The sequence below is a fragment of the Brevibacillus sp. HB1.3 genome (genome assembly GCF_013186635.1).
Classification (GTDB): Bacteria; Bacillota; Bacilli; order Brevibacillales; family Brevibacillaceae; genus Brevibacillus; species Brevibacillus brevis_D.
The window spans coordinates 120,177-134,697 of record NZ_JABMIT010000015.1; the positions used below are offsets into that span (position 1 = coordinate 120,177).

The following is a 14,521-nucleotide window of genomic DNA, read 5'->3' on the forward strand; positions in this document are numbered from 1 at the left end:
CCCGTCGAATAGAGTAATACTAGGAAGAGGTAAAGACAGAACCGGGGTGATTGGTCATCGAGCTTACCAAACGACAAGAGCACATCTTACAGATAGTGAAGGATGACGGACCGATAACAGGAGAACATATCGCGGAGCGACTGAATTTGACTCGTGCGACGCTGCGCCCTGATTTATCCATCCTCACGATGTCAGGATATCTAGAAGCCAGACCTCGGGTCGGGTATTTTTATGCCGGCAGACCCGCAAGCTCAGTCATAAGTGAACGGCTTCACAAGCTTCTCGTCAATGACTACAAGGCGGTACCGATCGTGGTATCCGAATCCGCCTCGGCTTACGACGCCATTGTTACCCTCTTTTTGGAGGATGTTGGCACGTTATTCGTCGTCAACCAAAAAGGATATTTGGCTGGCGTAATCTCACGAAAAGACCTCCTACGGGCTTCTTTAGGCAATAAGACGCTGGAGGATGTGCCAGTTAGCATTATCATGTCTAGGATGCCGAATATCATTACATGTGCACCTGATGAGACCTTGTACGCAGCCGCTAAAAAGCTGATTGATTTTCAGATCGATTCTCTGCCTGTTGTAAGGCCTAGCGAGGAAGATCCGAAGCAGATGGAGCTGCTGGGGCGCGTCACCAAGACGACGATCGCGAAAGCATTTGTAGAATTGGGTAGCGAACCGAAAGTGTAGGGGGAGAAGCGATGCTAGGTAAACAGCAAGGACAGCTCATCTATGTAGTCTCAGACTCCATCGGCGAAACGGCCGAACTTGTCGTTCGCGCAGGAGCTAGTCAGTTTGATCGTTTTTTGTTTGATGTACAAAAGTATCCGTATATAGAAGACAAGGAATCGATTGACGAAATCATTGCTTCGGCAAAAGAATCGCGGGCAATGATCGTTTTCACTCTGGTCATTCCGGAGCTGAATGCGTATATTACACAACAAGCTGCTCTTCACGGAATTCCGGCTCTTGATGTTATGGGGCCTTTGATGAATACATTGCAGGGCATGTTGAAAGAGCCACCAACCGGAAAACCGGGATTGGTACGTCGACTGGATGAGGAGTATTTCCGCAAAGTAGACGCCATTGAATTTGCTGTCAAATACGACGATGGTCGGGACCCACGCGGTTTGTTGCGAGCAGACGTGGTTTTGATTGGCGTTTCGCGTACTTCCAAGACGCCTCTTTCCATGTATTTGGCTAACAAACGACTTAAGGTTGCCAATGTTCCGCTTGTCCCGGAGGTAGAGCCACCGGAAGAATTGTTCCAACTGCCAGTTGAACGGTGTATTGGGCTTACCATCAATCCGGAGCAACTGAACGGCATTCGGACAGAGCGTCTGAAGGCACTGGGATTGACAGCACAAGCAAATTACGCCAATCTCGAACGGATTGCCGAAGAACTGGCCTATTCGAAGCGCATTATTGAGCGTCTCGGATGTACCGTTATTGATGTTTCCAACAAGGCAGTAGAAGAAACGGCAAACATCATTTTAGAGATGATTCGAAAAAACAATCTCCGGAATGAAAGGAAATAGGCCGAAAGAAGGATTTTGACGTTTTTTGTAGAATTTCAATTAGCTGAGGTACTTCTCATACGTGAGTTCTCAGCGTTTATTGCCCGAAGAAATGTGGAAAAGTAGAAAAGAAGAAAAGAAGTTCGATGTAAAGAAGGAAATTGACGAATTTTGACGAACTAAATATTCTCACGTGCGATTCTCCTTATAAAGGTGGAAAGACATGACTGGTCCCACTTCAGATGAATTTGTAAATCAAGTGCGTGCCGCTGTCGACATCGTAGACGTTGTAGGAGAGTACGTTCAACTGAGAAAAAGCGGTCGTGCCTTTCTCGGTCTATGTCCGTTTCACTCTGAAAAGAGCCCTTCCTTCAACGTAAATGCAGAGCGACAGTTTTTTCATTGCTTTGGCTGTGGAGCAGGTGGGGATATCTTTTCCTTTTTAATGAAACTGGAGCAATTGACTTTTCCAGAGGCACTGCACAAATTGGCGGAGCGTGCCGGGATAGCCGTGCCCCAGCCGCAGCAAGTAGAGGAATCACCTGAAAAACGGATGAAGCATGCGATGCAGGAAGCGCATACGTTCGTTTCACGCCTCTACCACTACGTGCTTACGAAAACCCCGTATGGCGCAGAAGCGATGAAGTATCTCGCAAAGCGCGGAATGTCTGAGGCGACAATCGCCGAATACCAAATCGGGTTTGCCCCGGATTCCTGGGATTTCGTGACGCAGCAGTTGACAAAGCGGGGATTTTCACAAGAATTGATGGTGGAAGCAGGGTTATTGGCTAGGAGCGATGCAGGAAAAATCTTTGATCGCTTTCGAGGTCGTATCATGTTTCCGATTCAGGATTCCCAAGGTAACGTCATCGGATTTGGTGGGCGCTTACTGCAAGGATCGAAGCCCAATTCCAATCAAAAGTCTCAACCCAAGTATCTGAATAGCCCGGAAAGCCTTTTGTTCAACAAAAGCGCTACGCTGTTTAATCTTCATCGTGCACGCCCCATCATTAGAAAGAGAAAAGAGGCGCTGCTGTTTGAAGGATATGTCGATGTCATATCGGCATGGCAGGCGGGTTTTACGCAAGGTATTGCCACTTTGGGAACAGCCTTGACGGAGCAGCAGGCCAGAATTCTTCGTCGCAATACAGAGTCAGTCGTACTCTGTTATGACGGAGATGCTGCAGGACAAGAAGCAACGAGCAAAGCGATTCACGTTTTGCAGCAAGCCGGTTTGATCGTTCGAGTAGCTCCACTTCCACAAGGAGTGGACCCGGATGATTACATCCGCCAGCATGGGGCTGAAGCATTTTCCCAGCAGGTATTGTTACAGGCGATGCCAATTACGGCTTTCCGTCTGAAACATTTACGCAGTCAGTTCGTAATAAAAGATGAGACGGACAAAGCTCGCTTAATTGCGAAGGCGGTCGAGATCATCAATGAACTGGGCAGCCCGGTGGAACGGGACATGTATCAACGGCAATTGGCTGAAGAATACTCCCTTACTCTCGGTGATCTCAAATGGGAGTCCAAACGCGCCTACAATCAGCAAAAAAGTGAGCGCCAAAGGGATAAAGTGACGCCAGCATGGAATAATAGTATAAATAATGGCAAAGTTACGCTCGCGAAAACACTGCCACCCGCTTATCACACGGCTGAGCGCATGCTGCTTTACTACATGATGCGGAACGAAGAAATAGCCGCCCGCGTCCAGCAGGAATGCAGTGCCCACTTTCAGGTGGATGAACACGATGCGCTGGCTGCCTACCTGTACGCCTACTATGCAGAGGGAAACCCGGAAGACCCTGGAAAGTTTATACATTACGTGCAAGACGATTTGTTAAAGCAATTAGCCTCGGGATTGGCCATGATGGAGTGCAACAACGACGTATCTGAATTAGAGATCGGTGACTACATCAAACAAGTGAATAACTACCCGAAGCGTGCCGAGTTGGAACGATTGCGCGATGAGCAGCGGAGCTTACACCTCCAAGCGGCCGCAGCGGACAGCGAGGATGCGCGCAAACAACTTGAACTTCAAGCAGCCGTTACAGGGATGAAGATTCTTGAATTGGAAAATGCTTTAAAAGAAGGGTAGCTTCAGATCATTCCCGGGGAAGGAGGGAAAGTAGATGAACAAGCAAAATATTACTTCCGACATGGAAGCAACGTCCATCGAACAAGTGAAGGAACAGTTGGTCGAATTAGGCAAGAAACGCGGCGCATTGTCGTATAAGGAGATTACTGCTCGTCTGGCAGGTTTTGAGCAGGATTCTGATCAAATGGATGAGTTTTTTGAATATCTAGGTGATCAAGGCATTGAGATTAACAACAATGAGAATGAAGATGACGACGATGAAGTCGATCAAATGATCATCAAAGACGAGGACAACGAAGAATTTGATTTTGACGATCTCTCCGTTCCGCCTGGAATTAAGATCAATGACCCTGTACGGATGTATCTGAAGGAAATTGGTCGAGTTCCTCTGCTCTCCGCAGAAGAGGAGATTAAACTGGCGCAGCGAATTGAACAAGGTGATGAGGAAGCCAAAAGACGTCTGGCTGAGGCGAACTTGCGATTGGTAGTATCAATTGCGAAGCGTTATGTAGGACGTGGTATGCTATTCCTCGACTTGATTCAAGAAGGGAACATGGGTCTGATTAAAGCGGTGGAAAAGTTTGACTATCGCAAAGGCTACAAGTTCAGTACGTATGCGACCTGGTGGATTCGCCAAGCGATTACCCGTGCCATTGCAGACCAAGCTAGAACGATCCGGATTCCGGTTCATATGGTGGAAACGATCAATAAATTAATCCGCGTTTCCCGTCAGCTTCTGCAAGAGCTAGGTCGTGAACCTATGCCAGAAGAAATCGCTGAAAAAATGGATCTCACTCCGGAAAAAGTTCGGGAAATCATGAAGATTGCTCAAGAACCAGTATCCCTGGAGACTCCAATTGGGGAAGAAGACGATTCCCACTTAGGCGATTTCATTGAGGATCAGGATGCATTGGAGCCATCTGATGCAGCTGCCTATGAACTTTTGAAAGAACAGTTGGAAGACGTTTTGGATACATTAACAGACCGGGAAGAAAATGTACTGCGTCTGCGTTTTGGATTAGATGACGGACGTACACGGACGTTAGAAGAAGTAGGCAAAGTGTTTGGTGTCACCCGTGAACGGATTCGTCAGATCGAAGCAAAAGCTCTTCGCAAATTGCGTCATCCGAGTAGAAGTAAACGCTTAAAAGATTTCTTAGAATAACCGATATAAGAAGTATGTGGCCTACGTTAGCCGACGTAGGCTTTTCTTATTCATGAAGAAATACACTTTTTGTCGTAGTTAGGAGGGGCCGCGTTGGACGACCAGCGCAAGCGCACGATCATCGCCGAAATTGAAAACTGGCGGCGCAACCATTTACTGCCTGAACATTACTGCATCTTCTTGTTAAATCTGTATACAGAAGGGGATCGGCCAAATACACCGGCGTCCGCAGGCGGGAATGAGCGAATGGGAACGGCACCGAGTGTGCTGTCAGGAAAAGTCAATTCAACATCATCTGTCACAAACACATATGCACCTAGAACTGTCTCTCCAGTGACGGGGAAAATGGTAGTGGCATGGCTCCTTGGTGCCTTTGTCATTGCTGGTTTGATCTTGCTTGCTTTTCATTTTAACCGTTTTCAAACCCCAATGCAAATTACCATCTTTGCCTGTTTCGCTCTCGTTTTCTATATTCTGGGACTCGTTTATCGAAGATCGGCCCCGCCATTGACGCATTTATTCCTGGCTTTGTCCTTTGGGATTTTGATCGCGGGAGGCATTTATTGTATCCAAAAAATGGATGGTGGCTTGCCGTTTATCCTGTTTTATTTAGGCTTCGTTTGCATGTTGTTGTGCATCAGCGCAATTGTTTTCGGCTATGCTTATTTGCTTTATGCAGGGTTACTGGGTTTGGCCATCTTGTATGGCATTACAACCGTTCATCGAGTAGGGATGGACTATACATGGTGGACTTCGGAGTTGTACTGGGTACCGCTTGCGTGCTTGCTCACAGGTATGGGCTTCTTGATGAATAAGGCCAATTCGAAATGGGCGGGAGTATTTGCGGTATGTGGACTTGCCTTTTTCTTTGGTGCAGAAATACAGGCTCTGTATATTCCAGCAGCGAAGCGAGATATGATTCAATTGCTGTTGTTCATTAAGGTGTTCATCGCGTCCATTTTGTTCTTCTTCACGCGTGGATATTGGTATGCGTGGTTGAGACTGTAGACTATGCGAGACTTCTCGTTCTCCTCTGCCTGCTCATCTGTTACAATTTCAGAAGAGAGCAAACGGGGTGAATAAATGAACAATAAATGGAAAGTTTTAATCGGTATTTTGCTGGCGGCTTTTTTTCTGGGTGGAGAAACAGTAGCCAAATTTATGGGTGTACATACATATAGCATCGGATTCATAGCAGCATCTGTCTCTTTTTTGGGAGCGATTTTATTAGGAGCACGCCGATCATAGGCGTGTTTTTTTTGAGAATTTCCACATGAATCCAAAATCGTGGTGTATAATGGTAAGAGTATTCTGAACAAACGCTCAGTCAAAATTGTGTATTTCTTGATGGTTCTTTACTAAAGCGTTTTCAAGGGGGCAGCGATTATGAACTTCGATTTGACTTCAGAACAACAAATGTTAAAAAAAATGATACGCGAATTTGCTGATGAGGTAGTGGCACCGGAAGCAGATGAACGCGATCAAACTAAACAATTTCCTGTCCGAATATTCAAGCAGATGAGCGAACTGAATTTAATGGGTCTCCCCTTCTCTGAGAAATACGGGGGTGCGGGAGCTGATTCCACGAGTTTTGCGATCGTTGTGGAAGAGCTAAGTCGTGCATGTGGCTCAACAGGAATCACGTATTCAGCGCATATCTCGTTAGGTGGCGCTCCACTGGCTTTGTTTGGAACAGAAGAGCAAAAGCTGAATTATTTAAGCAAAATCTGTTCTGGCGAAAGCTTTGGCGCGTTTGGATTGACGGAACCAAATGCAGGGTCTGACGCAGGTGGTACGAGGACGAATGCTATCTTAGCAGACGGGGAGTGGACGATTAACGGCTCCAAATGCTTCATTACCAATGCCTCCTATGCTTCGTTTCTCGCCTTGACAGCTGTGACTGACAAAGAGCAGGGCTCCCGGGGTATTACTGCTTTTATCGTTCCGACAGATACACCTGGCTTTCAGGTGTTGGCGAATTATGAAAAGCTCGGCTTGCACAGCTCCAATACGACGGAGCTCGTTCTTGAAAATGTCCGCGTGCCAGAGGAAAACGTCCTTGGGAAACGGGGCGAAGGCTTCAAGCAGTTCCTCATTACACTTGATGGTGGGCGAATCGGGATCGGAGCTATGGCAGTAGGAATTGCACAGGCTGCCTACGACAAGGCGTTGCAATACTCCAAGCAGCGTACGGCTTTTGGCAATTCCTTGAGTCATTTTCAAGCGATCCAGCACAAGCTGGCGGATATGGCGATGCAAATAGAGCTGGCGAGAACGATGGTGTATAAAGCAGCGTGGCTGAAGGATCATGGTCGCAAATTTACGAAAGAAGCAGCAATGGCAAAATTGTATGCTTCGGAGATTGCTATGTCTGCTACACATCAGGCTATTCAGATTCACGGTGGTTATGGTTATATGCGGGAGTATCAGGTAGAACGATTTTTCCGCGATGCCCGACTGTTAGAGATTGGCGAGGGGACTTCAGAGATTTTACGTAATGTCATCGCAAGAGAAATCGGGTGCTAGCCTGCCGTATTTGACAACGAAAGAGCATGACTGTCAGCGTTAACTGACAGCCATGGCTCTTTTTTGTTTATTACTTTTTATTGATCGCCAGGTTGTACAGTTGGGAATCCAAATCCACTCGCGATATCGTCTCCTACAGCAGCGTTTGAGCCACCTTTGATGTCATTTCCTTTCGCGCGTTTTTGCAATTCTACACGAACATCTTGAGAGCTCCAAGATGGATTGGATGCCCAGATTTTCGCAGCCAAACCGGAAATGTGTGGGGTTGCCATGGAAGTTCCGCTGATGGAATTATAACCTCCGTTATTCCATGTAGACTGAATAGCGCGTCCTGGTGCTGATACTTCCACATCGCGCTCTTGAATCACGTAGTCTCCCGCTTGCCCGCTCTTGCCACGAGAAGAGAAGTCAGCTACACGGTAGGTTCCGTTTTGTTGAACATTCTCTAACGCTGCTACGGCTACTGTATTCACTAATGCTCCAGGGTAGCCAATGCTATTCACTGTCGGTCCGGAGTTACCAGCCGCAGCGACGACTAACACACCTTTTTGGTTTGCATACGTGATGGCACTTTCCATTAGGGTACTCTTACCGCTAGACCCAAGAGACATAGAGATGATCGTTTTCACGCCTAATTGAGCGGATTGGTCAGCAGCGTAACGAATAGCATAGGCAATGTCATCCTCATAGCCGGAGCCAGAGTCATCCAGTACTTTATATGCCCATAGCTTTGCATCTGGTGCTACACCATAAATACCTGCGCCATTGCCGCCGTCAGCGAGAACAGTTCCGGCGACGTGTGTTCCATGGCCATGCGCATCATTGCAAGCACCGGTAACAACAGGAGAAGAAGATTGCGTGAAATCGTTGCACTGCTCTGCGTTAGCGGTTAGGTCTGGGTGCTGCGTATACACGCCAGTATCTAGGACTGCAACACGAACATCTGCACCGCCAGTCGCAGCGGAGAGGGATTGGTTCTTATAGATTGCTTTAATTCCCCACGGAACGACTGCCGCAGGAGAGAACTCTGGCTCACTTGCCTGATCTTCTTCTATATACTCAGCGATCTTTAATTTTTGCAATACGGTAATTTTTACAGTGGGATCGCTTTTCAGTTGGTCAAGTTGATCACTATTTACATCAAGGGTAAAGCCATCTTCACCAAAATCATGGCGTACTTCCAAAGGTCCGGCAAAATAACCGGTTCTCACATCCGAATCTGACTGAATTAATACCCGTTCAGTTTCAAATTCATCGAGTGAATCGTTACTGGCTGCCCCCACACCTGTGAAGACACTCATCACTAGCGCCGAAGAGAGTAATCCCATTGCCCACCACTTGCCGGTTCTTTTTTTCAAACTCTTCTCCTCCTTAAAGATAGTTAGTTTGTGTTAGCTCATGATGTTCATGGCGTTAATATACATATCTGTAAAAATTTTGTAAATATTTATTTATTAAAATAAAGTTCACAATTCAATGAAAATTAAATCAAATTGTATAAAATAAGATAAAACAACGCCGTATTTAAAAATTTTGCTTGTTATTCCGAACATTACATCCACGTAATGGCAACCTGTAAGCCTCTCGACTACCACCCAAGGGCCCCCTTCGTTGCCTTGTCCTTGCTGGGTACAACAGAGAGGATTTTGTCGTTCTTTGCTGATCATCTGTTAGGGAATTTGCATTTCGCAATTGCTGCCAAATAGGGTAGAATAGAGGCAACGGAAGGTGAATATACAGATGACATCAGTATCAATATCCAAGCGGCTACAAACAATTGCCCGCTATTGTCCAGAAGGAGCCCGCGTCGCCGACATCGGGTCGGATCATGCGTTGTTGGCTTCTTATTTGCTTGTAAAAGGAATTGCTTCATTCGTGATCGCAGGAGAATTGAATGAAGGGCCTTTTCAAGCGGCACAAAAACAAATACATACATTGCAGGTAAAAGATCGCGCTTCGGTACGTAAAGGAAACGGGCTCGCGGTATTACAACCTGGCGAAGCAGATGTGATCTGTATTGCTGGGATGGGCGGACAATTGATCGTTTCCATTTTGGAAGCAGGAAAAGACAAACTGGAAGGTGTGCAACGCCTGATTCTGCAACCAAACGTAGGGGAAGAAGCGGTTCGCCTGTGGATGATAGAGAATGGTTGGCAGTTAATCGCGGAATCCATCTTGCAAGAAGACGGCGTGATTTATGAGATTCTCGTCGCAGAACGAGGCAATCCTACCTTGCCTTATGAGGGCAAAGATCGTACGCAGCAAGAGCTCCTGCGCATTGGTCCATTTCTTTGGGTGGAAAAATCAGAGGTATTACAAGAGAAGTGGCTACATGAGCATGAAAAATGGCAAAAAATCATCGTTCAATTAAAGCGTTCGGACAAGCCGGAAGCAGCAGAACGAATCAAAGAAATCGAAGCAGAAGTAAAATGGATCGATGAGGTGATCGCATGCTTGCGCACGGACAAACAGTAATCCAATATGTGGAACGTCTGGCACCTAAATCGTTGGCGATGGAAGGCGACAAGATTGGCCTTCATGTAGGCACCTTGCAAAAAAAGGTAAAAAAAGTGATGATCGCACTAGACGTACTAGAATCTGTGGTGGAGGAAGCAATCGCAGAGGGTGTAGACCTGATTGTGGCTCACCATGCCGTTATATATCGACCACTGAAACATCTTAGGACAGATCTCGCCGCCGGACGCGTCTTCGAAAAGCTAATCAAGCATGACATTGCGGTATATACAGCCCATACCAATTTGGATGTTGCGTATGGGGGGATGAACGATTGGCTCGCAGAAGCGGTTGGACTCACTAATGTAGATGTACTGGATGTTCTTTCAAGAGAGGCTTGGAAGAAGCTCGTCGTATTCGTGCCCGCTACTCATAAGGAAGTGGTGTTTTCCGCACTTGCTGAAGCGGGTGCAGGGCATGTAGGCAATTATAGCCACTGTTCATTTCAGACAGAAGGCACCGGAACCTTTTTACCAGGGGAAGGAACGAATCCCCATATCGGTTCGACAGGTCAATTGGAGAAAGCCGAGGAAGTTCGCATCGAGATGATTGTTCCTGCGTCCAGGCAATCGGCTGTGGTCAAAGCAATGCTTGCTGCCCATCCCTACGAAGAAGTCGCCTATGACATCATTCCTTTGGAGCAGTCCGGAACTGCATACGGAATTGGGCGAATCGGTATTCTGCCTGCACCACTGACGCTCCGAGAGTTTGCTTTGCTCGTCAAAGAACGATTTTCCCTCCACGGTCTACGCGTAGTTGGCGACTTGGATGCGACAATCAAAAAAGTAGCGGTAGTAGGTGGAGACGGAAGCTCCTTTGTTTCCAAAGCCATTTTTAAAGGCGCGGATGTTTATTTAACAGGAGACATTGGTTATCACACGGCACACGATGCGCAAGCAGAAGGTTTGTCAATCGTAGATGCTGGTCACAATATCGAAAAAATCATGAAGGAAAAGCTGGCGACTATCTTGCTTGAACAATTGCAGGCAAATGGTTACGAAACAGAGGTTATTCCTTCGCGTGTGCACACAGATCCGTTCCAGTTTGTTTAAGACGTAGCAGGACCAACCTTTTGTTGCCTGCCAGATGAAGTGTAGGAGGATTTTATGTGCAAAAACTAATCCGGACAATTTCTTGTGGATTACTGACAGTAAGCTTACTCACCCCCGGCGTCGCTTCAGCGGCTGGGGGCTTATTGCCATACAATGACATCAGCAAGCACTGGGCGAGAAATGCAATCATACAGGGTGTGCAGCTCGGTTTGTTTGAGGCTGGTCCAAATGTTCCGAAGTTTTACCCAAATCGTGACATGACGCGTGCGGAATTTCTCGTCATGATTGATCGGCTTTATTACGGGGGGCAGTATCAGATCTATCCGCTTACTTTCTTATCCGAGCATTCGGAGTGGGCGCGGGCAGAAGGTTTTCAGGAACCGTATTTGCCGTATAAAGACGTTGACCGTCTGACGTGGATGTACAAACCAACGTTGCGCATCTCCACGATCTTGGATAGACTGTACGGCCCAAATGCGATTCAGTACATTTTTCCTGGTGAGATGATGAAGCCGAATCAGCCGATCACCAAAGAAGAAGCTGCCAAGATATTGCAAATGTTTACCATGTCTCCAGATAGTAAAAATGCGTGGGAAGAAGTGCGTTCATGGGGATGGCTAGAGGGAGAAAAAACCGATCGGGTGAAGCGAGGAGATGCTGCGGTCGCAGCTGATCGCATGGTGAATTATTTCCTTCAGGATGGAATCATGCCTCTGCTGGATTACGACGGGAAAAAGTTCCCCATGGTTCCGGATCTCGAAGAGGTATTGCCGTTATTCGCAACCTATGCAGATCCCAAAACAACAGAAGAACAGATTTATGTAGATGCGGCTGCCGCTATTCGCAGTAGAAATGATAGTGAAGAGACATTTGAACAGTTACGCAAGCTGGCGGATGCCTCCTTCCCCAATCAAGTCGGTGTTCACTATTTATTGAGCTGGAATCCTGAAACACCGATTGAAACCAATCTGGAGGAAGCTTTTCTTTCTATCGACGCTTACTTCGAAGACAAAATCATTCTCCCGGAAACACTCGGGCTGTTGAGTGCCAATGTGTACGATATCGCCTTGCAGCTAGGGAACAAAGATCAAAGCCAATACAAAAAAGTACTCGACCGACTTAGTGCTTATGAACAAAAAGTAAAGCAAGATTCCAAAGAGTGGGAATCTATAGCCATGTATTTGGGGGCACTGGAAATCAGGAGTGGTCAGGGAGACCTGGCTTTGGCTCGTTACAAGCGATTTGCCGACAGGAGCCCGGAGGCATTGTTGAATACTTCCTACTATTATTTGCAGGAAGGACGTATGCAGGAAGCTGAAGAAGTTCTTGCTGCGATGAAACCGAAAGCTTCAGATAGCAGAATGAATCAGCTGCACAAAATGTTGCGTCAAGAGTTTGCATCTTTAAAAGATCAGCCTGCTATTATTTCTGATTTAGGATATTCTTTGCGCAAGTTGGACAATGCCGATACCTACCAAGTGAAGGGTGAAGCGGTGTTGAGTGGATTGACGTTCTCATACACGCAGGATATTAACAAGGAGAAGCAAATTAGCAGAATATCCGGCTTTTATCAATCTCCGCAAAAACTAATATCAGACAAGCTGCTGTCCTATACAGATGGGAAAACAAACACACAATACTCCTACGATACGGATCGGCAGACATGGGACAAGAGTAGAACGGACAAAGTTGACTTTTTGCACGAGTGGGTTGGTGCTGTCAAGGTAGCCGATCGTGCCAAGGAGCTTCATGCACGCTACTACAAGCAATCATACGGGAAGTACGATGTCATTACGGAGTGGATTCCGGGCTCCATGCTGGTAGAGAAATCAAAGAAGGTTACGCTCGGACAGGGAAAAGTGAAAGAGGTTCCCTTGTTCATGAACAAGTATTATATTGATCGAGCTAGTGATCAAATTGTCAAACATACGTGGCGTTATGAAGAAATTTATGAGGGCGACGGATACGTAGCCTATTCGGGTACCGACAATTACGACTTTACAAGCAATGTTGCATTCTCGATACCTGATGATGTCCGAAAAGGGGTGGCGCCATGAAACGAATTAGTCAATGGGCAGTAGCAGCTGTACTGCTATTCACAACGGTTCTTCCTGTGCAAGCGGCAGAGTATCCTTTCGAAGAAACAGAAGAAGTGTTCCAGCACGTCATGCAGAGCCACTTGAGCAAACCGGCAGCCAAACAATTGGTAAAAGGGGCTCTAGAGGTGGTCAGTGAGCAGGCTAATCAGAAAAAACAGCTTCAGTTCAAAGTTTCTGAAGAAGATGACACCTGGGACGAGTTGGAATTGAGGCTTGTAGAATGGCAGAAGAAAGGCGGGTTTGATACGCCGACGATGAACACTTGGGCGATTGATGGAATGCTCTCCACGCTCGATGACCCGCACAGCGTATTTTTTACGCAAGATGAACTACGTTTGTTCCAATCTGACGTTGAGAATCAATTCGTTGGATTTGGTTTTCGTCTCCGGCGGCAAAATGATCATATTATCATTCGTGAAATCGTTCCGAATTCTCCAGCAGCAGCTTCTCCTTTGCAACGAGGCGATCAATTGATCAAAGTCAATGAGACCTCGCTGGTCGGAAAGACTTTTGAAGAAGCATATGCTTATTTGAGGGGCAATGAAGGGACTGAAGCCGTTCTTACTGTATATCGTCCATCTGACAAACGGGAGCACCAGATAAAGCTCAAGCGTGCCTCGATGACCTTGCCGGAAGCGGAAGGACAGATGTTTAAGAAGGGCGCAGTTGGCTATATCAGTCTTGAAACATTCGGATCAGAAGGAGCCATCCAGGTAAGGGATAAGCTTGCTGAACTATCCCGTGTGCAAAAACCGTTGTCCGGGTTGGTGTTAGACCTGCGGGATAATGGTGGAGGATACTTGTCCACAGCGCGGGATATCGCGAGCCTCTTTATGGAAGAAGGCTTGCTCATGTATACCACGAATCGCAATGGGGTAGAGGTAGAGACGTGGGTACGAAATGGGCAGGATATCGGCATTCCAGTGCGAATTTTGGTAAACGGCGGAACCGCTTCTGCATCTGAGCTGTTGTCAGGTGCGCTGCGTGATCATGGCATCGCCAAACTTGTGGGTACCAAGACATTTGGAAAAGGGAGTGCCCAACAAGTTATTCCTTTGTCAGACGGCGACGCACTCAAGCTCACATTGAATGAATATTTTACCCCTAAGCATACCGTGGTGAATCACGTAGGGCTTCAACCGGATATGGTTGTGGAGGATTATGGAGCACAAGTAGTAGAAGCTCTCCATTCATTGAACGTCAATACGTGGGAACTGAGTGACGCAGAAGGCGATACCGTCATCAATGGAATTCCATTCCCTACGGTAGATCCTCTCTTTAAACAAACGCCTCAAGGGCTGCAAATCCGAGCTGCTGTACTTTCGCATTTGCTGGGTGATCCGTCCATCGGCGAAAAAGATTACGTAGTACTTGCTCCGTATTTGAAGAAGTACCCTGCACTAAAACAGCAAACGAAGAATGGTGTCAACATCCTCACATTTACTTCGTGAGCATGGTCCCCTGTCGCTTTTTGGTGAAGTGCACCCCTTAGAATAGACATTGGATTAAGCCCCTGGTTTATCCGATGAAATCTAAGGGGTGTAT

At 46.8% G+C, this 14,521-nt stretch carries 12 protein-coding genes; 11 read left to right on the forward strand and 1 reads right to left on the reverse strand.

Features of this window, described 5'->3' with window-relative positions:
- The first annotated feature begins 50 nt into the window (after positions 1-50).
- From ccpN to HPY31_RS26205, 7 genes are all read left to right on the forward strand, one after another.
- Positions 51-695 (forward strand): transcriptional regulator CcpN, encoded by a 645-nt coding sequence (ccpN, locus tag HPY31_RS26175; protein ID WP_012685777.1) that lies wholly within the window; start codon positions 51-53, stop codon positions 693-695.
- Positions 696-706: 11 nt separating this feature from the next.
- On the forward strand, positions 707-1,543 hold the full coding sequence (locus HPY31_RS26180; protein ID WP_172143032.1) for a pyruvate, water dikinase regulatory protein: 837 nt from the start codon (positions 707-709) through the stop codon (positions 1,541-1,543).
- Between the two features lie 202 nt (positions 1,544-1,745).
- Entirely contained in the window at positions 1,746-3,620 is a 1,875-nt protein-coding gene (gene dnaG, locus HPY31_RS26185; RefSeq protein WP_172143033.1) for a DNA primase, read from the forward strand.
- Between the two features lie 34 nt (positions 3,621-3,654).
- A complete protein-coding gene (gene rpoD, locus HPY31_RS26190; protein WP_012685780.1) occupies positions 3,655-4,785 on the forward strand; it encodes an RNA polymerase sigma factor RpoD in 1,131 nt (376 codons plus the stop codon).
- 93 nt (positions 4,786-4,878) lie between these two features.
- Positions 4,879-5,793 (forward strand): hypothetical protein, encoded by a 915-nt coding sequence (locus HPY31_RS26195; protein ID WP_172143034.1) that lies wholly within the window; start codon positions 4,879-4,881, stop codon positions 5,791-5,793.
- A 75-nt stretch (positions 5,794-5,868) separates the two neighbouring features.
- On the forward strand, positions 5,869-6,033 hold the full coding sequence (locus tag HPY31_RS26200; protein ID WP_016742642.1) for a hypothetical protein: 165 nt from the start codon (positions 5,869-5,871) through the stop codon (positions 6,031-6,033).
- Between the two features lie 138 nt (positions 6,034-6,171).
- Positions 6,172-7,311 (forward strand): acyl-CoA dehydrogenase, encoded by a 1,140-nt coding sequence (locus HPY31_RS26205; protein WP_172143035.1) that lies wholly within the window; start codon positions 6,172-6,174, stop codon positions 7,309-7,311.
- 77 nt (positions 7,312-7,388) lie between these two features.
- Here the strand turns inward: HPY31_RS26205 and HPY31_RS26210 are convergent, their stop codons facing one another.
- Positions 7,389-8,669 carry a S8 family peptidase gene (locus tag HPY31_RS26210; RefSeq protein WP_172143036.1) on the reverse strand — a complete coding sequence of 427 codons (1,281 nt, stop codon included), beginning with the start codon at positions 8,667-8,669 and terminating at the stop codon, positions 7,389-7,391.
- 382 nt (positions 8,670-9,051) lie between these two features.
- Between HPY31_RS26210 and HPY31_RS26215 the strand changes: the two genes are divergently transcribed.
- The 4 genes from HPY31_RS26215 to HPY31_RS26230 are packed head-to-tail and all read left to right on the forward strand — an operon-like array spanning position 9,052 to position 14,427.
- Positions 9,052-9,786, forward strand: coding sequence for a tRNA (adenine(22)-N(1))-methyltransferase (locus HPY31_RS26215; RefSeq protein WP_016742645.1), 735 nt, complete (start codon positions 9,052-9,054; stop codon positions 9,784-9,786).
- Positions 9,762-10,877 (forward strand): Nif3-like dinuclear metal center hexameric protein, encoded by a 1,116-nt coding sequence (locus HPY31_RS26220; protein ID WP_172143037.1) that lies wholly within the window; start codon positions 9,762-9,764, stop codon positions 10,875-10,877. Before HPY31_RS26215 ends, HPY31_RS26220 begins: the two co-directional genes overlap by 25 nt.
- Positions 10,878-10,933: 56 nt before the next feature.
- Positions 10,934-12,934 (forward strand): S-layer homology domain-containing protein, encoded by a 2,001-nt coding sequence (locus HPY31_RS26225; protein ID WP_172143038.1) that lies wholly within the window; start codon positions 10,934-10,936, stop codon positions 12,932-12,934.
- On the forward strand, positions 12,931-14,427 hold the full coding sequence (locus HPY31_RS26230; protein WP_172143039.1) for a S41 family peptidase: 1,497 nt from the start codon (positions 12,931-12,933) through the stop codon (positions 14,425-14,427). The genes HPY31_RS26225 and HPY31_RS26230 overlap by 4 nt, the downstream gene beginning before the upstream one ends.
- The last annotated feature ends 94 nt before the right edge of the window (positions 14,428-14,521 follow it).